The organism is Butyrivibrio sp. DSM 10294, assembly GCF_028539135.1.
Taxonomy (GTDB): Bacteria; Bacillota; Clostridia; order Lachnospirales; family Lachnospiraceae; genus Butyrivibrio.
In genome coordinates, this window is the sequence record NZ_JANSWL010000072.1 from 55,193 (window position 1) to 77,356 (window position 22,164).

The following is a 22,164-nucleotide window of genomic DNA, read 5'->3' on the forward strand; positions in this document are numbered from 1 at the left end:
TGAGCCTACCCTGATCAATTTCTTGGATTCAAAACTATCGCCTCGGTTTCAACCCAGGCAGGTTTAAAGCCGCTGTTTATAGCGATGTTTTGTGACTGAATGTTTGCTGCCGCAGCCCCATAGAAGGGAACGTCGCCGATTTCAATTATTTTGTTCCTAAGAAGTGTCACAAGATAGGTTCCGATTCCTCTTGAACGATATTGTGGCAGGACATCGATACCTATCTGCTGCCAGTGGGGAGCGTCCTCCGAACAGCCAGCCATACCCATAATTGTGTCACCATCAAGAGCCATTACCACTATTCTGTCAGGGCGAACAGGGCAGGGCTCGGGGTAGGCTATGGCATTGGGAAACCTATCATCTCCGTAAAACTGATTGATTTCGCTGTCGTAGAGCCACTTCACCTTGAAGCGCTCTTCTACCGATTTCTCGCAGCAGGGCAGAAACATATGATGTGTATGTTTCATCTTGTAACCGTACTGTTTCAGCTCTTCATTTATTTTCAGGAGATTATCAAATTCGAAAAGATGGTGGCTATCCTCATCTGAGATCAGCCCCTTAAGAAACTCATGGAGGCACTTATCCGCCATAATGACAGTATTCTGCCCCAGTGTGGCCATTTCAAGGAATGGCATATCAGGACTGTAGCTCCTTCTGCCTTCATTCCATGCAGGCTCTGTGATGGTAACCTTATTTGTCCTTAAATCTTCCGGTGAGCAATTGAAATCAATTGATAGCTGCTGAAGCAGCCTTTCATAGAATGTTTTGAACATTATTTCCCCTTGTTATCTCATACACTTTTTCGGACCACCAAATTGTCCGATTTTAATCTGCAGCAGCCTGTACTCTCCTCAAACAATGTAATCCTCAAGAACGATCTCATTAACTGTCTCTTCTGTGGTCTTATTAGAATTATCATACAGATGGCCACTGTTCTCGGGCATTGCCTCCAGCTCTTTTTTCAGGAACTTAGCTCTTTCTATCATGTCTATATCGCCGCGACCACGGATTCTTTTCTCAATCGTAGCTTCATCTGCTGTTAAAACTATGTAATGAAGCTCGGCACCGTTCTGAGCGGCAAGGTTCTGTACTCTGGGAAGTTCAGTTTCAATCACATAATCAATAAGGACATCCATTCCCTGTTGCAGGGCTCTGCCCGCAGTTGCAATGATACAGTCCCAGTTGAATTTAAGGATATCTTCCCACAACACTGAATCAGATGCTTCTCCGTTCACAAAGAAATCTCCCTTATCCTCGGGCTCCACAAATCCTCCATGGAAGTCATCTCCATGGATTACATATACTGTTTTTCTATCCTTATCCACCAGGTGTCTGGCGTAGGCGTCCACAAATGTGGACTTCCCGCAGCCACAGGGCCCTGATACAAATATTATCTTCGGCATTGTTTATTCCTTTATCTTCTAGTCAATCTGTAATCTTTAATAATTCTTCAGCAAGCCTGACAGTTTCTTCCTGAGTTCTGTCTTCATCTCGATAGATTACTTTGAAGCCGGAGTTTTCCAGCATCTCATATTCCTCCTTAGAGCATATCCTGGTAAGTATCTCTCGATAGTTATCCAGTGCTGCCTGGGGATCCGGTTCCTCCAGCATAAGCTGATAGAGAAACTGCTTCTCCGGATCAGGGCGGTCAAAAAAGCGGTGGATGCTGATCTGTGGATCTGACAGCATCACCAGAACATGGTCTGCGTCAGAGATCTTATGAAGGGTCTCGATACTGATGTTAGTATCAACGAATATTTTCTTATCCTGGTTTTCCGCCTTACTGAGCAGTTCCTCAAGAATCTGAAGTTCAACGATCTCGCACTCTTTCTTCACATTATTTATCCATGTCACATACTCATCCGGAGTCCTGCGGATGAATTCATGCCAATCCTTAAGGTCCCTGGTATAAGTCAGGTTCGGGAATTCCTTACTGTCTAGTTCAGGAAGCTTCTCGTCGTGGTAGTTCTCTTCAAGCGCCAGTCCATTGTGTTTTTTTGCAAGGTTCTTAACTATTGTGGACTTCCCTGCATAGGATGTCCCAATTACAAAATATACATTTTTTAAATCCATTTTATTCTCTCTCTTAATCTATTGCATGGAAATGCTGATTTTTTCTATATTCTTTGATAATACAATATTTAAACGCTGAAAAAAGAGAGGTCACGTCTAGTGGTAGCTTATACCGTCCTTAATCGGCTTAATATATCAGATACTAGTCCAGAATCGTCTATACGTGAAATTCCAAAGCACTTTTTACCCACATCCTTTATTGATGCGCCTATGTGATAAGCCATTGAACTATCCAGAATAATAAATCTGTCATGAAACACCTGCGTTCTCCTAATCGGGGTTTTTCACGTTCTTGATGAGTAATTCCTGCATGTTATTATCTCCCAACCGTATACCTTCCTTCAGTAACTAGCTCAAAAGGTTCCTTTTTAAAGCTAAAGCAACTAACTGTATCGCCTGCTGCCAACATATTTTCAAGTCTTTTCTTTGTAAGGGGATATGTTACCAACTCCAACGCTTCATCATTGTTGACCCATTTTACGTCAAGGCTCTCATCCCCCGTAGCAAGCTCTCCGCCTGTGTACTTGCAGGAAAAGTCAATGTTTACCACGTCTTTCTGAATGTTTTTACACACTCCTATGAAGCCTGTGATCTCAACATCTGCACCGGTTTCTTCTTTGATTTCTCTTATAAGTGCGTCTTGCAAAGCTTCTCCGGGTTCAACCATTCCCCCTGGATATTCCCAGCCTCTGTTCGGACTTTTCAGTAGAAGGATTTCGTCCTTATCGTTACGTACCAAGCCAGCTACAGAAACAAAATGTGTGTATTCCACTTTTCATTCTCCCACTAGTAAACTATGATAACAAAATCACCACAACTTGACCCGAGTGCTGATTATAACAAGTATTGCTCTATTTTATCCTTAATTATATTTGAGTTTAACGGCACTTGTGAAGACTCAAATGTCAGAATCATGTTATTTCCTGCGTGATAGCCATTCTGTTCATATATAGATATCTTTTTAATATTTTTATTAGCGTACTCCGGATCATCCATCATTCCAAAATGTTCCCATACATATTCTTTTCTTGCTCTTACATTAAGGCAGATGAAATCAGGTCTGGTTAAACTTTTTCCCATAGTAAGCGGATATTCATATTTATACGGTATATCATAATGCTCTAGAAGGTTTGCTATTATCACTTCTGATTTGGACCTTACCCTTACGCCATTTACGGAGTAGTACTCGTTTGTATCATCAAAGCCAAAACGTTCATATTCTTCGTTTTGCCATAGATCAACATATTCTTTGTCGGAAATGCTAATTGGCTCTAGAAGTCTTTTTCTTCCATCATTAAAGCGCTCTATCGCTTTTTCTACGGATTCATTTATTAACATGCTTTCATAGGAGTTTATGATGCTAAGTTCTTCCTTTGCAATCTGCAATACCAGTTGATTGTAATCTCTTTGCGCAAGTTTAGTTGCAATTGCAATTTCACGTTTAGGAATAAAAACACCATTTTTGTCTTGGGGCTTTTTCCTCCAATAATATTGGAAAGATTTATTACGCTTTAAAACTCTTAGTCCTCCTTCAGGAGCCTCTGCAATTTTTTGCTCCAGCTCTTTGATCATGCTCTCAAGCTCAGCCTTGCGCGCATTAACAGCGCATAAGGTCTCTCGGCTTGTTTCTACTTCTTTACAATCCTGCATAGATTATATTGCTCCTCCACATTTCTACTCATTTGATTATCAGATAATTCCGTCAAGATATGCCTTTGGGATGTACTGCTGTATGTATGTCACCACTTCCTATATCGATATGCATATTAACTTGGCTTGAAGCTAGTCTTTCGTATGTCTTTGGTTCCTTAACTCCCGCATTATCTGCTCTGCCTAAAGCAGCATTGCATATTACTTTGCCGCAACCAACCTATTTAATATGCATTTCACTCGAACTATGACAGCACTCGTCTTCAATATTGAGACAAGAAGCATATGAAACACTTCTTCATATCAAGTTTCGTATGTACTATGCCATATTCCGCACTCGTACAGGACTAACTAACGAGAACCAATGGTCCTTCAATGCATATTAACAGTTCAAATAAGCTTGTCTCATATGCAAATACCAAAAATAACCAATTCCAAAATTCATTCAGGGTATTTTTATAGCTATCTGCGAACCAGATCAGCTATTTCAAAAGAATTCTTGACAGAAATCTCTAGAATAGTATGAAAATACTATACACACGCTAGTAGTTTTTGTAAAGAGCAGGCCGCAGATTCTTTAACCTGCGGCCTGTAATTGAATTATTATATACTCTAAAAGGGTTGTTAAAAGGGTTGTATGCCCCCTTCCTTTACTTTGCTTCCTGCCATCTTCTCCCATCTCTGTTGAAAAAGTAACCCAGATTGATCCTGACTTCGCGCCTGCCAATGTCATCATTTGTATAGCAGCAGGTGTCAAAACCAACAAGCTCAAATCCCTCATGAAGATAAAAGCCTATGGCATTGGTGTTGCAGGACTGGGTCTCAAGGATTATAGCTCTTCTGTTCTGGGCCTTGGCCACCTCTTTTGCCTTGTCCATTAGCTTTTTGCCATAGCCCTTACCCCTGAGGGCATCTGACACCCACAGCTCAGTGACAAGAAGTCTGTTTGACCATTCTTCGGGGCATACCTCGATACATGCAAGCAGTTCATCGTTATCCCCCACAATTCCGAAGGCCTCGGCATTTTCCCAGTGATCCTGGTACAAAGAATCCGGATAATCATACTCTTCAGGTGTATGAAGTATCTCCTTCTCTGCCTTCTTTTTGACAAGTTCTATCTTGCAGCCCTCGCCATCAAGTGGCTTAATATCAAAATCGTAATAGCTGTCGCTCCTTGTAACAAGGGGAATCGCTACTCCTTTCCATTTCTCTTTTGGTAAATCAACAATATTCATGTAATTCTTATGTCTCCTCTAACAAGTCTCGTATTGTGTCTTCCTTGGGAACAGGAACCCAGTGTCCTTCAAGGCAGGTAGGAGCCTCAGACTTCCTGATGATCTCAGCCAGGCTCCTGCTAAGAGCGGGATCCTTTTTCCACTCCGGAAACGTACCGCAGGTAGCATCTCCAACGAACAAAACGCCCTCTCCGGGCACCTCAATAAATGTGGAATCATCGGTATGGGGCGCATCTGCACAGAAGACCTTAACCTGGCAATTACCTGCATCCAGCGTCATGCTATCCTTAAATACCATATCCGCCGGTGTTACGATCACTGGCCTGTTATCAGCATATTCTCGGCGTATACTCTCATGCATGTTCAAAAAGAACTCCGGCCCTTCCTCCGCCAGCCTGTTTCTAAAATCAATCAGATACTGATCAGTGCGTTCATTTGCAAGGCAAAGGCCATTCACCGCATGCATTCCAAAGGTATGATCCCAGTGCCAATGGGTTATCACGGTGAGCGTTGGAAGCGGAAGACCGTTCTCTTCCAGCGCTCTGTAAAACTCCCTTGTGTGGGCCTCAGAGTGCCCTGCGTCCACCGCAAGACTCCAATTATCGCCTCGGATATATCCAAGATTAGGCCTGTCCCGCTCTTCCTCCATGGGATAGTACCAGATTCGATCCGTCAGTCTTTTTAACATCTGTTCACCCCTCCATCTTTATTTCTACTTTCTTGCTATAGCTGTGAATTCCCCCGGAAGCTTCTCATTTTCCCAGGAAGGATGCTCATCAAATCTCTCCAACGTAAACCCATTTTCAATTATTGAATTGATGATTTCACTAATGGTGTACTTCCTGTAGTGGCACTTGGGAATCTGCTTACGGATCTCCTCGTCGTAGAATCTTGCGTGGGCCATCTCACCTTCAAATATGTCTGTGGAAAAATAGCTCATGGTGGGCTGCTGCAGTCCCAAAATATCCGATATCTTGGTAAAAGGGTGGAAGTCGCTGCAGATCATCTTGCCTCCGGGCTTAAGTAGTGACCTCATCACCTTCATAAACGCATCTATATCGTGGAAATAGTGAAGGATTCCGCCTTCCATGAATACCACGTCAAAATAGCCTTCGTACCTGCCCATGTCGATTTCCATGATGTCGCAAACTTCATAGGCTATCTTGGTGCCTGCTGCCTCAGCGGTTTCAACTGCATATTTCTTATTGGCTTCGGAGATATCAAAGACCGTCACCTCTGCTCCAAGTAGCGCCAACGGAACTGCCTTTTTACCGCAGGATCCGCATATATTGGCAACCCTTATACCTTCAAAAGAATCAAAGTAGCCTGCATACTGCTTGAGCATCTTCTTGGGATTTTCCTTGTCCTTCGCTGCCCGCTCCTTGGGCGTCCCCGCAGTTCTTACCCAGAAATCATATGCATCAAACTCCCAGGCCTTCTTGTGCTGCAAACTGTAGTCTTCCATGTCCTTCACCTCCCTGTATTATCCTTTTTCATACACTTACGCCCTATTATAACTATAAAAAAAGCAGCGTACAATCAGTATTTCCGATTATACGCCGCCAAATATGTCACTATTTTCAAGTATCTCGCCGCATCATGATACGCTGTACTCACTATTCATACGCATTCTGCCATTTTCACACATTGATATTTACCATGGCCAGGTCCGCCACTGCCATGCCCATTGAAAAAAACACCATAACTATCAGCAGAAATATCGCTGCCTTATCGTATACAAGCTTTTCCGTAATAACATTGGAGACAAGAAGTTCTATTCCAAGGCCGATGATGATCACAGGCCAAAATCTGAAGATCATTTCATAGCTGATGAGCCCAAGGAACAAATGAAGAATAAAACACACTCCCATCACGATCAGGGTAAGGCCTGTGGTTATGGAACCAACTCTGTGGATTCTTTCAGATTTTTCCATGGCTCAGGCCTCCTTTGTATTATCTTTCTGTGTAAAAAGCTCAGCACTGGCCACCACATCAGCAGCATTCTGCTGCTCTGTAAGTTCTTTCTTTTTGCCGCGGATAAGAACAAATCCTGCGACTATAAGTGCCAGAGCTATGATGGCGCTGGGCAGACGATCGATGATGGGGTAGATATAATCCCAATAGTCACCGGGAATGAACCTGGCGACAATGTCCAACAGATAATTCCAGAGAATTCCTCCTCCAACCAGTATCAGAGTAATTGAGGCAACCGTCCTTAACTTGGAGCTTGAGATCTTAAATGCACCTTTCCTGTCAAACTCTTCCCAAACGTACACATCTTCGAACTGTGAAAAGGTCATATCGTCCATCTTTGCGATGTTTCTGGCATGGAAAAAAGCGTAAAACCATACAATAGCAATAACCGCCATCAGGAAATCAAATCCTGTTACAGCCATAAATCCGCACAGCAGGAAAAATATGGCCATAAGCGTTACTCCATTTTTCATAAAGCCCATGTACATCTCAGCTGCCCCGGGGCAGAAGGAAAAAATAAATGTAAAGAATCTGCTTTTCTTAATTGGTCTCATAATATGCCTCCCTTATCATTTTAAAAATGGACTCGAGCCTTGGCAAAACGCCGTTACTCTCATCGCTTATCACTTCTTCTCTTGTTTTTACCGGTATTCTCGACAACACTTCTTCTCTGCTCTTAACCTGCGTTCCGGAGATTATGTCCTCTCTTGTTGGTACACTGGCTAGGTTGTTTTGCCTGATAAATGGTGTTATCGCAAGTATCATGATCGCTGCAGCTATGGATCCAAACACCTTTAAACAATACACTGCGAAGGAAACCGTATTCCGCGAAACTGCTTTTCTTGGAGGAACCGCTCTGATATTTGATTTCTTTTGAAGGAGTTTTTCTTTTTCCGTGATGTAATCAAGGACTTCGGCTTCCACACTTTCCGGGGCAGACACCGAAATGTCGCTCTCCGCCAGCTCCATCAGCTTATTAAGTTCGTCGTCCGATAAATATTCATAGTCCTTACTCATGCCAGCAGATCCTCCTTTCTCACAGTTTTTCTGAGCATTTCCCGGGCCCTATATATTCTGGTCTGAACAGTTTTTAGTGGAATTTTCTCTTTTTCCGCTATCTCTTTTGCCGTCAGGCCCTTAAGAAAATACATTCCGGCAATGGCCCCGTAGCCTTCGGGCAACTCATTGCATTTATGCTCAACCTGCCGGAGAACATCTTTTGTGGCAAAAAGACCAATTGGCCCTTCTGTGTTATCACCATATTCGGGAAGTTCATCCCCCGCTACAGGGAGCGTTCGTCTCTCGGCGGCCTTCAGATAGTCAATACATTTGTTGCTTGCTATCCTGCAGAGCCAGGCTTTCTCGGAGCCGCCCGTAAATTCCGACAGATGCTCGTAGGCTGAAATAAATGTGTCCTGGGTGATATCCTCCGCGGTAAAATAGTCACCGGTCATCTTAAGGCAGACTGAGAAAACCAGATTCTTATATTCATTCATAAGTTGTATAAGCTTATCTCGCGAATCCGTTTTCCCCACCTCCTTTTTCTCGCCTCTCATTTATTAAAACGAAATACCTTTGAAAAAGTCTTCAGTTTTTTTCAATTTTTTTACATTGAATACCGCCATCACAGGAAGAAGCATCAGAAAAATAAGTACCATTGCCACTGCGCCAACCTGACTTGCGGCCAGAGCAGAAACAACGTATCCACAGAATAAATTAAAGAGAGCATGTAGAACCATGCCGGGCCAAAGTTTTCCTGTTTTTACCCTAATATATCCCCACACCAGCCCGGCAATAAAGGTGGCAAAGAGCTGAGGTATCCCCTGGGATATGGCATGTGGGAGTGCAAAAAGAACTGCTGATATAATGATGGCTTCCTTCTTATCAAGTACCAGGAGCCTTTCAAGAACCATTTTTCTATAAAGAAGCTCTTCAAAAATCGGATTGAATATCAAAAGCAAAATTGCATAGAATATCCAGTTTTTTCCAAAAAGAGCCGCCGACATATCACTGCCGACATTTCCGCCAAGCACTCTGATAATGATGTTAGTAACCGTAGCCACAGGAATCGAGATTCCAAGCTGGATTATAAGACTTTTCAGCAATAGAGCGACTGTTACCGGAGCCTCCCCGCTGGAGCTTTCCTTTTCCATCTTACCTGCGATTAACAAGAAGCCTTCAATCCCCACTGTATTGGGGATAAACATAGCGCTCATAAACAGCATCATATTTTCAGGCAGCTTCCCGGAAAGTCTTGGTCCCAAAATCTTTGAAAAGCCCATGGTGATCAGAAACCACGCCATAAGTCCCAAGGCAACTCTCAACACAACTACTATACTATTCTTCTTCATCCCACTTCTGCTCCTTTCGAAATTCCAAAAGAGCATCGTTCATCTTATCCGTCTTAGCCTTTATCACAAAATAGGTTATTACCTGAACAACGGAAAAACACAAAAGAAAAATCCCTGCATAGATCGGAAGCCTGCTAAAGTCAGGTAATATCTGATTTTCCTGCCTTGAAACATCCATGGCAAATATCAGCGCCACTATCAGAAATAATGGCATAAAAATGAGATTTTTCACAATAAAAGGTTTATCCATCGCCCATTTGCTTGAATCCGCCAGGACTCTGAAAAATATGATAACCCCAAGCACAAGGAAAGTGATCCAGAGCTTGATAAGTTCCACGGGGCCTATATAGGCGCCTTCAAGCGCAAATGCTATCCCGACGAACAATGCTGTTATGGAAAAACATATGGCAGCTCTTGATATGCTTTTTTGAAGGGCTATCCTGATCCGGGCTCTATCTATAAACTTCTTTTCTTCTTTCATGATCAGCTGTCTCCTTTCATTCCAATGCCACGCCTAAAGTCTTCCACGTAGTTTCTGGAAACCACAACCCATTCACCACTTGATAGAAGGAGCTTAAGGCGCCTTGCGCTATCGGGAGATATCCTCCTGACAGCTCTGATGTTGACAATTACTGATTTTGAAATACGGACAAAATGGTCATTTGCCACCATGTCCTCTATGTCGTACATGGTTTTCCTGACCCTATAGATATCCGAATCCGTGCAGGCATAAACGTTTCTGTCAACGGCCTCGAAATAGAGAACCTTCGTAAGATACACCGGCACCTTGTCTCCGCTCTCTTTTTCCCCTATGACGACATTTGAAGCGGAATTAATGGCGCTTATGAGGTTCTCGACTTCGCCGTCCCTCTCCCTGCACCTTATTTCCACTTCCGTCTCTGCCAGATTTTGATTTTCCCGTACAAAAAGCTTCAATTATCTGCCTCCATGTGTCCTTTATACTATGCAAGCATTGCTCCATCAACAGGTTACGAATAACAGGTACATTTACGTGGATGAGATGCCATCATTCAACTTCTCCGGGCACATCATTATCTATTATTTCTTTTTCAGTTCGCATTTAGCACCTTTCTGATTTTGGTGTAATCATACTCCCCGGATATACATTACTTTATAAATCTTAGCAAAAAGTCTGCAATCCCTATAACCGTATATCCATGCTCATCTCTGGTTTCGTTAACAGGCCTATTGATCACCAACACCTTCTGAACCTGATCATTCAGCATGATATATGGCCTTATCTCTCTTGCCTTTGTATCAGCATTTGATATGTCCGTGGTTACTTGGATATAGTATGATCTCACTCCCTTTGTGGCGTAAAAATCTACTTCATTAGTTTTTCTAACAGACTTTCCCTTTTTATCTTTTTCAACAGAATCAAAAGCTCCAACGTTTACAGTATAGCCATTATAACAAAGCTCATTATAAACGATGTTTTCCAGCATCTGTCCCTCATCAGGAAAAGCAAAATTAAGCCTGGCATTTCGAAGTCCCGTGTCGCAAAAATAATACTTTCTTAATGCTCCAATCTCTTTCCTACCCTTAAGATCATATCGTGACGCTTCTCGGAGCAAAAAGGCATCCTTAAAGTATGCTATGTAATTTTCCACAGTCGTTCTGTTTATTTTTTCATGTCGTACGCTCACGAATGTATTTGCAATCTTATCAGCGTTTAGCAATGAACCCGTTGATGAACTGATTATGTTGCATAGTTCATCCAATGCTTCGCTCTTTTTTAGATGATTTCGCTCCACAATATCACTGAAATATGTAGTCTGAAAAAGGTTCTTAAGATATTCTTTTCTTTCTTCATCGCTCTTTAAAACAGCAAGAGGCATTCCTCCATACTGTATATATGAATAAATCGCATCTGTTGCTGATCCTCCTACATACTCAAAGTATTCTTCAAAGGATAACGGTGCCAACGCAATATTAGTTGCTTTGTCTCTAAATTCCGTAACAATATCGGAAGATAGCATTTTTGAATTAGATCCTGTAACATACAAATCTATGTTCTTTTCCCTTGATAATCCCAAGACAACGTCTACAAAAGATACTGTTTCTTCGGTATCTTCACCAGCCAGGACATGCTTTCCTTCTGTAAGCACCGGATTCATTATCTTATATACCTTTTGGATCTCATCAATAAAGACAAAATAGTCACCATCACCCTTACAATAATTCCGAACATATTCACCAAGTTCTATGGGATCACGATATTTGCTATTCCTATCATCGTCCAACTCCATAACAAGGATGTTCTTTTCCTGAACACCATTATTTATCAGGTATTCTCTATATATTTCTTTTAGCAAAAATGATTTCCCACATCGCCTTATGCCGGTAATAATCTTAGGGAAACCATTTTTTTGTGCATTTATAAGTTGGTTTAGGTATTTATCTCTCTTTATCATGTAATCTCCTAAATTGTAGAATTCTACATTTTTTTATATTAGTATTTTATCATTACCTCCGACTCTAAATCAATAAATCTGTAGAATTCTACATTTTTTGACATTTATTATTCCTAATCTTTAAGTAGCTTATCCAGTTCGCAAAGAAGCTTTTCTTTCATCTCCTCAAGTTCTTCGCGTCAATAAGTTATTTATAGCTTGCTCATAATCCGACTCAATGAGTATCACTTCTTCTCCTGCGGCTTTAAAACCATTGATAACCTGCTTGTTATCAGCCTTGAGAGTTATAGCCGTGCAGTACGAATCATCAATCCTTGATTCAATATCTGAGGCATGCGCCTTAATATCAGAAAAATGGGCGTCTATGTAATCATCTGTCAAGGCAAGACAAATAAAACGGATATCCTCAAGGTAGTCCTTACTAAAATCCTGTCTCCAGCCAAAAGGTACATAGCAGCCTTCCACAATAAGATTCTGCCTGTTCTCTATTGCTGTATTGACCATCTCCCGAACTATGGGCCACAGATAATCTGTAAGAACAGCGTCTGAATCTTCAGCAGTCAGCTTGGTATTACCACTTCTGACCAGCCCCATTTTGATATGGTCGATAGACACATATGGATATTTATATTTTTCAAGCATCTTCTGGGCAAGAGCCGTTTTCCCGGTGTGAGATGCTCCTGTTATCAATATGACCATGGCTTATTCCTCATCTTAAGTCCATTCTTGCGTATATCGTCCAGTTCCTCCGGTGTCAGGCATCCACTCTGATACAAACGAAGATATTCCTTGGAAACATCCGAATCGAAGATCAAGACATCGTCAGAACCAATAGTTACGTCTACACCGTTTCGATAAAGTTCCGCAATAGGGTGTGACTTCAGATCTTTTACCCTTCCCAGAAGATAGTTACTGGAAGGAGTAATGTTCAGTCTGATGTGATTGTCTGCGAGGAAGCGAATCACAGAGGGATCCTCTACAGCTGCAATGCCATGCTGAACCTCATCCAATTCCAGACATTCTACTGCACGTCTTACATCGTCTGCAGTTCCCCACTCACCTACATGGGCCTTTAACCTAAGTCCTTCGGCTTTTGCGCGTCGATAGATAGATTTGAAATTCTCTATTGGCTGAGCAAGCTCATCCCCATAAAGGTCAATTGAGTAAAACGCTTTGCATCCCCAAAAATGTGATAAACATTCCTCAAGATATGCTATGTCGCAATGCCTTGACATTCCTATCTGGAGCCGCAGCTCAATCTCAGGAGCAATTTCCTTGTGTGCAGATTCAAACGCCTCCACGAGCTCTTCTATATTTCCATGGAAGAACTCTCCAAGTCCCCAGACATCTTCGCCAATTTCCAGAATAGTAACTCCATCCTCTTTTGCCTGAGCAAAGGTTGCCTTAATAAGCATTCTACGGCCTTCAGGCGAGTTGAAATAATCTCCTATATTCTGAGCATTCCAGGCATGCATTTCATCCATGGAATGGAGTGGCTGCGTAATTGGCTGAATATCTCTTCCGGTATGCTCTTTCAAAAAACTTCTGTTCCCGCCCAGCACAAAATGATTGTGCAGGTCTGCCTTGGGACATTTACGTATATCCGCAAGGCTGCCCTGCTTGAGTGCATCTATGAATTCCATTTTTTCTCCTAATCGGTTATTCTCTGTTTTAGTTTCCGGGATAACTGATCTCATCAAGGCTCATCCACAGCGCTTCCTTGAGTGGATTATCCAAGCCTTCAAATTCCGGATCATAACCGGTTGTAGCCTCTGCTCTCTCTTCGTTTGATTGTTTCTTTTTATCCACTATCGTCCCCCTCCAGAAACGCTGATGTTTACTGTATCCTCTTGATGATACTATATCTAAATGCAGAAAAAAAGAGAGTTCAGAACTCTCTTCTTTCAATAAAGTCAAACCGCTTTTTCATTGTCCTTTGCTTCCAGATATTCTACGATAGACTCTGTATTTTTCTGGTAAGTGCCACCACCGTCTTGTCAATTTTTATCGTCTTGCAAATCGCTTTGCTTCCTTTTCTGTATGAACCTCCCGATATCTGGCCATTTTGTAATCCTCCTTTATCTGACCCTGAAAAAATAGAATACTTCAAACTTTACTCCTCTAAAAAGTGCATATACATTTTGTTGTCTATATAGTTCCGGATGTATTCGTCTGAAGTCACTCCAAAATCTTCCTCAAAGGAACCCGAGGATTCAACAAGGCTATCAAGGCCATACTTTGCGATAAGGTCTTCTGTGATAACCATGGCTGCTTGGTAGGTAAGGTCAAATCCAAGGTCATCCATTTTTTCCATGTTACCGGCTATGTCGTATACGTCTCTTATTGTTTTTATATACTTCAGATTCTCACGGGTTTCCGTTCCAAAGAAAGTCAGATCGGTAAGACCATTTGCATATTCATAGCAGGTATACTGATTATTCTGATCCTTATCTTTTTCTCTCAATTTCTGATAGTAATCTACTATTGTCAATTCATATTCTGCGGCTCCATCCTGTTCCATTTTTGCCATGGATTCATCATCTATAATGCCTTCTTCATACCATTTCTGGAAGGAGTCACCAAACATGTTATGACCACGCACATAGGCCTCCTCATAGTCCCTGCTGTAGTATACTGCCAGCCCTTCAGCAATCCAGCCTTCCTTAAAGGAATAGTTTAACGTATGATGGATATACTCATGAACGAAAGCAATTGGCTGAAGTAGTCTTATTACTCCATCTCTATATGTTGATAATTCGCCCTCGTCTGTCAGAGTAATCTGGACACTTTTGCGAAAGCTTTCTTCAGTATAAATGTCTGATTCTGCTGCGATTCTTTTACACAGATTTTGGATTCCCTCCTCCGCCTCGTACAGAAGACAGTAAACATCATCCACAGTTTTCAGCCACTCAACCTCTGTTATATCCCAGATGTTTCCGGCGCACTTAACAGTGGCGCCTGTTTGGCTTTTAACGGCTGTGGCAGCTTCTACTAATTCATCTAAAAATGGGAGGTATCTATATATAAAAAACCCGGAAACCATTGACAAAACCCGGCTCAGGAGCCAAAATCTTCATTAAATTGAAAAAAGTAACAGTTGGAGGAAAATTTAATGAGAAGAAAAGCAATTACTGCAGCTGCTTTGACCGTCCTTATGACCATGTCATTAGCAGGATGCGGTGAAAAAGCAGAGACCGTCTCTGCCAGCAGCGAGCAGGCATCTATTGTTGATGAACAGGCTCCTGCGACTGTTCCCGCATCACCTGAAACAAATGCAGCTGCGGAAGCAACATCTGAACCTGTTATTGTAGAGCAGATTGCAGAAGAACCGGTTGGCGATGCACCTATTGGGGATGGTGCTGTTGGAGATTCATATGTCACAGATGGTGATGAATACGCAACCTGGCTTACCGGCAGATATGTCTGCACAAATAAAAATGAAGAATCTCTTGCTTTTGAGTTTTTTGAAGATGGTACTGTAGATACTCCGTCTGATGGCAGCGGTACATATTACATCGATTTTGACTGTAACTTCACTGTAAATATTGGCACGCTTACCGGTAAAGGAAATTATGACCCCTTCACTGATACTATCGATTTTACATTTGGATATAGTGTCTATCACATGGAGCGCGATAAGGATTACGATAATTCTGACGTAGAAAAGAACGTTACATTTCTTGAAGGCACATACTATTGCCCTGAACACCCCGATCCCAGCGACGACCTTCATTTCCAAAAAGATGGCACCGTTGATCAGGCCGGTATGCCAGGAACATATCACATTGACTCTGACGGAACCATAAGCATCACATTCCCAAGTATTGGCGGCAGCGGAACCTACAACAAGGACGGTTCTATGGACATAACAGTTGGTAAATTAAAATATCACTACATACCGGACGATAGGCACTAAATAACTTAAGTTCAGTTGGTTACAATTTGTAACCAGCTGAGCTTTTTATATCAGGTGATTATACCCCCCGAACTATCTGATAATACTTAAAGTCAGCATCCTCATTCACATATTTAAAGCCAACTTTCTCCAAAACATGCTGGCTTCTCGTATTGGGTTGTATGGAATCTGCATACAGCGTTGGTATATCCAATTCATTAAAAACATAATCCACAGCAAGCTTCTCTGCCTGCGTCCCTATGCCTTGATCTTTATACTTTCCGTTTTTCAAACATATTCCTAATGTAGCGCAAGTATGATCTTCTATATTTTTTATGATTACTTCCCCGACAATCTCTTCGCCGTGCATGATTGCAAGAGTTTTTCTCTTAAGCGTCATCTGGCGTTTAATATATTGATCAACCTTTTCCTCACTGTACTCGTACGGAACGTACTTTGTTTTATCAAGCCATAGATCCGGGTCATTTTCATATTCTTTAAAATATCTGTGATACATTTCCGGAGTCATCGAAGTAAGGTAAATGGCTCTATCTCTATTGCCTGCAGTCATCTCGGCCATCTTAAGATCACATTCGTCAACATAACCGATATCTTCCTTTAAATCCCACAGACGGATTCGTTCCATTTCATCTCCTTCAGAGTGAATGAATGGCTGCAGTTCTGATAATTCACCGGTAAATACTGCCTGATATTTGATAATTCCCCTGCAATCTCTGACTTTAAACAACCCAGCAAATTCCAAATCCCTTTGTGTCTGATGCGTCTCTTCAAACAACTCACGAATCGCTGCCTCACGGGCTGTTTCTCCCTGCTCTATTCTTCCAGCAGGAAATTCCCACTGCCCTCTCCAGGAATTATATCCAATAAGAAATTCACCATTTACAGATATAACAGCAAACGCACCTGTAACCGGATCGTAGTTCTCTATTTCTTCCTCACTGACCTTTAAATATTCAAGCAGCGTCCATCCGCTTTTATTCTGTGCCAACATATCCTCCATCTATATTAAGTCCTCCTGCCCCCAGCGAGCTTTAACTAAACTAGGTAATTTTCAATCATAGCCTTTATTATATTAGAACTTAAGGCATGTTGAGAAGTTTCAAATGTCATTATCATGTTTTTTCCCTGAAAATATCCATTCTGTTCATAGGTATTAATCTTCGCTACATTCTTGTTGGCATAAGCTATGTTATCCATCATTCCAAAATGTTCCCATATAAACTCTTGTCTTGTACTCACATTTAGGCACATAAAATCAGGACGAACCGTTTCCTGTCCCTTTAGGGTGATTGGATATTCATAACGATAAGGGATGCCCTTTTGCTCAAGCATGTTAGCAATAATCAGCTCTGACTTGGATCTTACCCTGACTCCACAAGTTGAATAAAAGCTTATATCCTCGCTGACTGACATCGGCTCATACCTCACGCTGGTCCACCTCTCAACGAATTGCTCACTAGATAGTTCTATCGGAACAATCAACCTTCTCCTGCCGTCATGTAATGATTCATAGACGTCGGATATCATATTTTTTTCTAGAAGTTTTTCATATTTTTTTGTTAGCTTTATTTCTGCCTCTGCAATCTTTAATACTCTTGAATCATAGTCTTTCTGGGCAAGTTTACAGGCTAACTGGCAATTATCATCTTTAATGTACTCTCCATTAAAGTCTTTCGGATCAGTTCTATAATAATACTGAATACGATTTCCACTTCTTGAGATCCGTAATAGCCCTTCCGGCGCTTTGGCTATTGTCTTTTCTTTTTCAGTGATTATCTTTTTTAGGTATAAGTTTCTCGCCTTTAGCGCTTCAAGAAGCTCTTTTTCTTTATTTGCTCCAATAATTTCATTATACGTTTTTACTGTCATTATCATTTCCCCTTAGTATTAGTTATATTGACAGATAGATTCGGAAATTATCCTTCTCATATCCGTCGTAAATTCTTTAATCAGCTCGCTCAAACGGATATGATTCCAAAAACCAACTTATCTATCCGTCAATTTCGCTCTATATCTCGAAACTCCAGCAGATATAACCGCACAGATTGCCTCAGCTATCCGCCAACATTCTCAACATAATTCTCTTTTATACAGATAGGTTGTGCCAAAACAACCAAGCTATCCGTCATAATAATTGTTAAATGCATTTACTTGCAGATAGATAACACAAATCTCCTGGTTCTATCTGTATAATCTACAAAAATACTCAACAAGTGAAATCCTGGCCGCTCCAGAAAGAGCAACCACTTCAAAAGATACTTTGAAAAAAGAATTCTCTTGAAAATACAATGCATACTATACAGCAAAAAAACATGAAAGTAAAGGCTAGCTATTTCCGCCTTCCCCCTTGACCACCAAAATGCAAAAAACGGATACCTGTCAAGGATGCGCCTATGCGCACGATAGCTTGTCCTTGACAGGTATCCGTTTTTTGCTACAATGCCCTCTCTGTGGGAAGGCGGTTTATCACTCAAGCTCAATGTAGTAAAAGTTCAGTTTCTTCAAGTAATCATGCTCCTAAATAACAAATAACGAGCTACGTCGCATGACGCAGCTCGTAAAATTCCTTTTCGCCGGTAGGGCTCCCATCTGATAAAGTTCCCATTTCGCTTGGTAAGGAAACCAATACATCTCTTCGATGTAACTAAATACTAACATCTCCAAACATATGTTGAAATATCAAAAATACACAAATAATTTTCATTATAGTTAGACGTGATTACATTCCCCTATTGTCGTTAAACGGCTATGCGCTAACTTTGTGTATGCATCAATCCAGCCACGTTCTTCAGCAGTAGTATCAAGCTGACTTGAACAATAATCCAGGAATTCTTGATATCCCTGCATTGCCAATCTGTAATCCCCTGCATGATAGTAATTATCAGCCACCTCAAATAAAGCCTTAAAGCGCAAAGGATGAACATCGTTGTTCTCCCAAAACTGCTTATATAATTTACATGAATATGTATAATCGCCCGCCTTTTGGAGTTCCTGGGCTCGGATTAGTATGTCTGGAATATCTTTATTCATATTTCTTTCCACGCTATTTACCATTATTTCTTCGAATGTTAGCTGTGTCCTGAACTGCTTCAGGCAACCAATCTGCTTTGACATAATCAAGCGGAATGACTAATTCCTGGATTTTGTCATCCTTGCCAGGCCTCTTGATATCGTTTGGCAAATAATCCAGCCCGACTTCCCTTAAGCTCATAACACTATCATAAATCCATCCAACAGCTTGGTTATCACAATACAAGCAATAGCACCCAAACATCTTTTTTACCTTTACATCAAGCTCTATGAGTGCGTCTAACCATTCTTGAACTATTTGCGGATCTTCATAAGCCCTCTTATTCCCTCCGTAATGGTAATCTCATTTATCTTTTCCCACACATCTTTTCTATCATAATAATGCCGGAACAATATGATTTTTGCTCAAATCTTACCTGAGGAAACGATTTCTTGATTTCCTCCACAACAAAATATATCTCATCATCATCCCAGTCACCACCTTCTTCTGCCTTGCATTTTTCAAGATCTTCCCTTGTTTCAAATGCTACATCTCCAATAAGGATCTTTCCGTATTCATTTAACCTGTCTATTAGTTCTGAAAAGAACCCTATCTTCTGTTCATCTGTAAGATGATGTAGGGAATAAGTTCCAATGATGAAATCAAACTTACAATCCTTAAGCTCTTGGACTAATCCTTTTGAAAAGTCTCCTTGATACAGATTCGCATCTGGCATTTTCTCCTTAGCCAGCTCAATCATTCGCTCAGAGAAGTCTTGACCATATATCACGCACCCATTCTCATAAAGCTTTGTAGTAAGTGTACCGGTTCCAAAACCAATATCTAAAACACAGGCATTCTCCTTGGTCATAACCTCTTGAAAAATACCGCCTAAAACATTCTTATATCCTGCAAACGGATACCTTTCTTCTTCATCAGAAAGCCCTACATCTGCATCATATCCATCTGCCCATAAATCAAAGCCTCTATTATCTAGCATATACCCTCCGTAGATTCAGTTTCACCTATCTTGAATTCATACCACTCTTCATCTGTTTTCTTAAATCCTATCGATTCAAACATACACTGACTCTGTCTATTAAAGGAATAGATATTAGCCTTGACTGTCTGCATGCCTTTTTCTTTCGCCAATCTCAGCATATCCTGAATGCAACGTCTTCCAATATGCTGATTCTGATATTCCTTACATACCACAATGGCTACTTCAGCATTCTCCCTAAGCGAAACATCTCCAACCAGCGTCCCCTTGTACTCTATATAGTAACAATCTCCATGAGAACTGAGATAATCATACATACAATGCAAAAGCTCCAGATCATATGGTTCATCCCTGTTATCAACCTGCTTACAAACATCAAGGTCCTGATACCAGGGAAGTGATACCTCATCATTTCTGTAATATGGAATTAGTTTTATTTCATCATCTATAATTCGTTCTTTCATCTTTATTTTTCCTAACCTATTCTTTTACAGGTGATACCATTAAACATCAAGCAGTCCTTTTCAAACGTTAGTTTAAGCATGCCACCCTTTCTGCCATATTCCTTGTCCCCAATCTGCACTCTTTGGCGACACATTCATGATATCGTCCAGGTCTTTTATCGCTTCCTGTAATATTTCCTCATATATACCCATGATCATCATTGCCTGCTTTAACGACTTATGCTGATAACAATTGGTCACGCCTTTCTACATCTAAAGAAAATAAAGTCAGGGTGATGAACCACGCCGCCGAACTGTTCTGGATATTTCCGAATCATATCTTGAGGCACTCTTGATTCTTGACACTCTTCAATAACAAATCCTGCTGATACTATATCATTTACTAACGTCGCAAAAGTTCTGTGATAAAGCTCATATCCATCTACAACCCACTTTATATGCCTTATTCCTTCTATCCCATAGTTGTGTAAATTGGCATATAATCTCTCACCAGTTTCTGTTCTGGTATACCTGTCATAAACGCCATCGTAGGCGGTAGAAATCGGATGAGACATAGAAAACACGCATGCACCATCTTCTTTTAACAGACTATGGATATTCTTCATCAGTAAACCAAAATTCTCTACATAATCAAAAGCTAAAGAGCTGGTAACAACATCAAATTTTTCATCTATGTGAGCAATATCTTCAAAAGCCATTTTTCTATAACTGATGTTCTCTGCAGAATTATTAACTTTGGCATATGCGAGCATCTTATCGGAAATATCGATTCCCAGCACGGATTCGGCTCCGCATTTTGCGTATTGCATGGCATGTTGACCCATTCCACAGCCAAGATCCAGTATCCTTTTTCCACTCAGATCCGGCAGCATTGCTGTAATAATAGGTGTTTCAATCACATCATTAAAATTTATCTTATTGCTTCTAATACTTTTAAAATTATTATAAAAGGCATCGTTGTCATAAATATTCTGCTTTGCCATTCATCTTTACCTCTCTGCCTTTAGTAATGCATAGTAGCACGCATCACAAATTCCCTGATTATTCCAATCAGAACTTCTTAGAGTGCCTTCATACTTCATTCCGCATTTTTTCATTACTTTTCCCGAATTTGGATTCTTAGCATCATGCCTTGCTTCAATTCGGTTTACATCTACAACATCAAAAAGGAAATCAATAACTGCTGCCAATGCTTCAGAGGTGATTCCCTGATTCCACCATTTCCTTCCTGTGCAGTAGCCTATATGTGCGACTGAGGCTTTCTCTTTTATATGAACAACGGCTATATCGCCAACAGGCTCATCTCCATTTTCTTTTAGCACTATAGCCCAATGGTAATAGTTTTCATTTGAATAGCTTTTCACCCATTCATCTATAATCTGCCTCGTTACCTCCGGGCTTTCATGTGTAGGCCAAGTCAAAAATTTCGTAACCTCATCATCAGATGCCCAGTTCTTATACATAGCTGAAGCATCATCTTTAGTGTATCTTCGCAAAATCAATCTATCAGTTTCCAGCTGCAGTGTTCCAACATGATTCATTTTCCCCATACCTCTCCTTATCACTTTAATTCTTCAATGAAATTCAGCATTCTCTGTGTCGCAAGCTCATCCCGTGTCATTGAGCGTAATTCTTTTGCTGTTACCCATTTAAATGCAGATGTTTCTCCTTCCTGCAATATCACGCTGGTTTTATCAGCATCCGTCTCGCATAGGTAATCCACATATATTGATCTATGAAGATGATGCAGAACACGCCCTACCTCAGTAAGCTTATCCGCCTTAATTCCTGTCTCTTCTGAAAGCTCTCTCAGTGCACAGGTCAGCGGATCCTCCCCCTGCAGTGCAGATCCTCCGGCAGTGGCTTCCCACATTCCACCTAAATGCTTTCTTGGATCTCTTTGCATAAGCAAATAAGTGCCATCAGCGTGTCTTACTATTATTTCGCATACAAGGTGAAAAACTCCATCCGGTACCTCTTCCCCTCGAATCAAGGTCATTCCATCGATTTTATTTAGTTTTGCATCATAGGCATCCCATTGTTCCATAAATATCCT

Annotated in this window: 29 protein-coding genes; 1 reads left to right on the forward strand and 28 read right to left on the reverse strand. The window is 41.1% G+C overall.

Translation table 11 applies throughout. The features are described 5' to 3' along the window. Positions 1–14: 14 nt before the first annotated feature. The 20 genes from NXH67_RS07685 to NXH67_RS07780 all read right to left on the reverse strand — a co-directional run bounded on the left by NXH67_RS07685 (position 15) and on the right by NXH67_RS07780 (position 14,761). The gene (locus tag NXH67_RS07685; protein ID WP_272796986.1) at positions 15–773 is read right to left on the reverse strand and encodes a GNAT family N-acetyltransferase; all 759 of its coding nucleotides are present in this window, start codon (positions 771–773) and stop codon (positions 15–17) included. A gap of 78 nt (positions 774–851) precedes the next feature. Beyond that, positions 852–1,403 (reverse strand): AAA family ATPase, encoded by a 552-nt coding sequence (locus NXH67_RS07690; RefSeq protein ID WP_272796987.1) that lies wholly within the window; start codon positions 1,401–1,403, stop codon positions 852–854. Positions 1,404–1,425: 22 nt separating this feature from the next. Then, a complete protein-coding gene (locus NXH67_RS07695; RefSeq protein WP_272796988.1) occupies positions 1,426–2,073 on the reverse strand; it encodes a hypothetical protein in 648 nt (215 codons plus the stop codon). 316 nt (positions 2,074–2,389) lie between these two features. Continuing rightward, a complete protein-coding gene (locus NXH67_RS07700; RefSeq protein ID WP_272796989.1) occupies positions 2,390–2,845 on the reverse strand; it encodes an NUDIX hydrolase in 456 nt (151 codons plus the stop codon). A 62-nt stretch (positions 2,846–2,907) separates the two neighbouring features. Then, a complete protein-coding gene (locus NXH67_RS07705; RefSeq protein WP_272796990.1) occupies positions 2,908–3,723 on the reverse strand; it encodes a hypothetical protein in 816 nt (271 codons plus the stop codon). Positions 3,724–4,373: 650 nt separating this feature from the next. Further along, positions 4,374–4,958: a GNAT family N-acetyltransferase gene (locus tag NXH67_RS07710; RefSeq protein WP_272796991.1), complete on the reverse strand. Its 585-nt coding sequence runs from the start codon at positions 4,956–4,958 to the stop codon at positions 4,374–4,376. Between the two features lie 7 nt (positions 4,959–4,965). Further along, entirely contained in the window at positions 4,966–5,646 is a 681-nt protein-coding gene (locus NXH67_RS07715) for an MBL fold metallo-hydrolase (RefSeq protein ID WP_272796992.1), read from the reverse strand. Between the two features lie 24 nt (positions 5,647–5,670). Next, positions 5,671–6,423 (reverse strand): class I SAM-dependent methyltransferase, encoded by a 753-nt coding sequence (locus NXH67_RS07720; protein WP_272796993.1) that lies wholly within the window; start codon positions 6,421–6,423, stop codon positions 5,671–5,673. Between the two features lie 175 nt (positions 6,424–6,598). Then, positions 6,599–6,892 carry a LiaF transmembrane domain-containing protein gene (locus NXH67_RS07725; protein WP_022779010.1) on the reverse strand — a complete coding sequence of 98 codons (294 nt, stop codon included), beginning with the start codon at positions 6,890–6,892 and terminating at the stop codon, positions 6,599–6,601. A gap of 3 nt (positions 6,893–6,895) precedes the next feature. Next, positions 6,896–7,486 carry a hypothetical protein gene (locus NXH67_RS07730; protein ID WP_022779009.1) on the reverse strand — a complete coding sequence of 197 codons (591 nt, stop codon included), beginning with the start codon at positions 7,484–7,486 and terminating at the stop codon, positions 6,896–6,898. Next, the gene (locus tag NXH67_RS07735) at positions 7,473–7,949 is read right to left on the reverse strand and encodes a hypothetical protein (RefSeq protein ID WP_272796994.1); all 477 of its coding nucleotides are present in this window, start codon (positions 7,947–7,949) and stop codon (positions 7,473–7,475) included. Before NXH67_RS07735 ends, NXH67_RS07730 begins: the two co-directional genes overlap by 14 nt. Then, positions 7,946–8,488 (reverse strand): RNA polymerase sigma factor, encoded by a 543-nt coding sequence (locus tag NXH67_RS07740; RefSeq protein ID WP_272796995.1) that lies wholly within the window; start codon positions 8,486–8,488, stop codon positions 7,946–7,948. The genes NXH67_RS07735 and NXH67_RS07740 overlap by 4 nt, the downstream gene beginning before the upstream one ends. Positions 8,489–8,491: 3 nt before the next feature. Next, a complete protein-coding gene (locus NXH67_RS07745) occupies positions 8,492–9,283 on the reverse strand; it encodes a CPBP family intramembrane glutamic endopeptidase (RefSeq protein ID WP_272796996.1) in 792 nt (263 codons plus the stop codon). Beyond that, on the reverse strand, positions 9,270–9,764 hold the full coding sequence (locus NXH67_RS07750) for a DUF3021 family protein (RefSeq protein WP_272796997.1): 495 nt from the start codon (positions 9,762–9,764) through the stop codon (positions 9,270–9,272). Before NXH67_RS07750 ends, NXH67_RS07745 begins: the two co-directional genes overlap by 14 nt. A gap of 2 nt (positions 9,765–9,766) precedes the next feature. After that, complete coding sequence (locus NXH67_RS07755) at positions 9,767–10,219, reverse strand: LytTR family DNA-binding domain-containing protein (RefSeq protein WP_272796998.1); 453 nt, start codon at positions 10,217–10,219, stop codon at positions 9,767–9,769. Between the two features lie 191 nt (positions 10,220–10,410). Next, positions 10,411–11,718: an ATP-binding protein gene (locus NXH67_RS07760; protein ID WP_272796999.1), complete on the reverse strand. Its 1,308-nt coding sequence runs from the start codon at positions 11,716–11,718 to the stop codon at positions 10,411–10,413. A 165-nt stretch (positions 11,719–11,883) separates the two neighbouring features. Further along, positions 11,884–12,417, reverse strand: a complete 534-nt coding sequence (locus tag NXH67_RS07765) for an AAA family ATPase (RefSeq protein ID WP_272797000.1) — start codon at positions 12,415–12,417, stop codon at positions 11,884–11,886. Further along, on the reverse strand, positions 12,405–13,361 hold the full coding sequence (locus NXH67_RS07770; protein ID WP_272797001.1) for an adenosine deaminase: 957 nt from the start codon (positions 13,359–13,361) through the stop codon (positions 12,405–12,407). Before NXH67_RS07770 ends, NXH67_RS07765 begins: the two co-directional genes overlap by 13 nt. 28 nt (positions 13,362–13,389) lie before the next feature. Beyond that, positions 13,390–13,527, reverse strand: a complete 138-nt coding sequence (locus NXH67_RS07775) for a hypothetical protein (RefSeq protein ID WP_022779002.1) — start codon at positions 13,525–13,527, stop codon at positions 13,390–13,392. 304 nt (positions 13,528–13,831) lie between these two features. Then, entirely contained in the window at positions 13,832–14,761 is a 930-nt protein-coding gene (locus NXH67_RS07780) for a hypothetical protein (protein ID WP_272797002.1), read from the reverse strand. Positions 14,762–14,830: 69 nt separating this feature from the next. Between NXH67_RS07780 and NXH67_RS07785 the strand changes: the two genes are divergently transcribed. Further along, positions 14,831–15,634 carry a hypothetical protein gene (locus NXH67_RS07785; RefSeq protein ID WP_272797003.1) on the forward strand — a complete coding sequence of 268 codons (804 nt, stop codon included), beginning with the start codon at positions 14,831–14,833 and terminating at the stop codon, positions 15,632–15,634. 58 nt (positions 15,635–15,692) lie between these two features. Here the strand turns inward: NXH67_RS07785 and NXH67_RS07790 are convergent, their stop codons facing one another. The 8 genes from NXH67_RS07790 to NXH67_RS07825 all read right to left on the reverse strand — a co-directional run bounded on the left by NXH67_RS07790 (position 15,693) and on the right by NXH67_RS07825 (position 22,155). After that, positions 15,693–16,634, reverse strand: coding sequence for a GNAT family N-acetyltransferase (locus NXH67_RS07790; protein WP_272797004.1), 942 nt, complete (start codon positions 16,632–16,634; stop codon positions 15,693–15,695). A gap of 35 nt (positions 16,635–16,669) precedes the next feature. After that, complete coding sequence (locus NXH67_RS07795; RefSeq protein WP_272797005.1) at positions 16,670–17,503, reverse strand: hypothetical protein; 834 nt, start codon at positions 17,501–17,503, stop codon at positions 16,670–16,672. Between the two features lie 840 nt (positions 17,504–18,343). After that, a complete protein-coding gene (locus NXH67_RS07800) occupies positions 18,344–18,748 on the reverse strand; it encodes a tetratricopeptide repeat protein (RefSeq protein WP_272797006.1) in 405 nt (134 codons plus the stop codon). A gap of 263 nt (positions 18,749–19,011) precedes the next feature. Then, positions 19,012–19,644 (reverse strand): class I SAM-dependent methyltransferase, encoded by a 633-nt coding sequence (locus tag NXH67_RS07805; RefSeq protein ID WP_272797007.1) that lies wholly within the window; start codon positions 19,642–19,644, stop codon positions 19,012–19,014. Then, on the reverse strand, positions 19,638–20,108 hold the full coding sequence (locus tag NXH67_RS07810) for a GNAT family N-acetyltransferase (RefSeq protein WP_272797008.1): 471 nt from the start codon (positions 20,106–20,108) through the stop codon (positions 19,638–19,640). Before NXH67_RS07810 ends, NXH67_RS07805 begins: the two co-directional genes overlap by 7 nt. A gap of 236 nt (positions 20,109–20,344) precedes the next feature. After that, on the reverse strand, positions 20,345–21,091 hold the full coding sequence (locus NXH67_RS07815; protein WP_272797009.1) for a class I SAM-dependent methyltransferase: 747 nt from the start codon (positions 21,089–21,091) through the stop codon (positions 20,345–20,347). Positions 21,092–21,097: 6 nt separating this feature from the next. Then, entirely contained in the window at positions 21,098–21,658 is a 561-nt protein-coding gene (locus tag NXH67_RS07820) for a GNAT family N-acetyltransferase (protein WP_330676641.1), read from the reverse strand. A gap of 11 nt (positions 21,659–21,669) precedes the next feature. Beyond that, the gene (locus tag NXH67_RS07825; RefSeq protein ID WP_272797010.1) at positions 21,670–22,155 is read right to left on the reverse strand and encodes an NUDIX hydrolase; all 486 of its coding nucleotides are present in this window, start codon (positions 22,153–22,155) and stop codon (positions 21,670–21,672) included. Between the last annotated feature and the right edge of the window lie 9 nt (positions 22,156–22,164).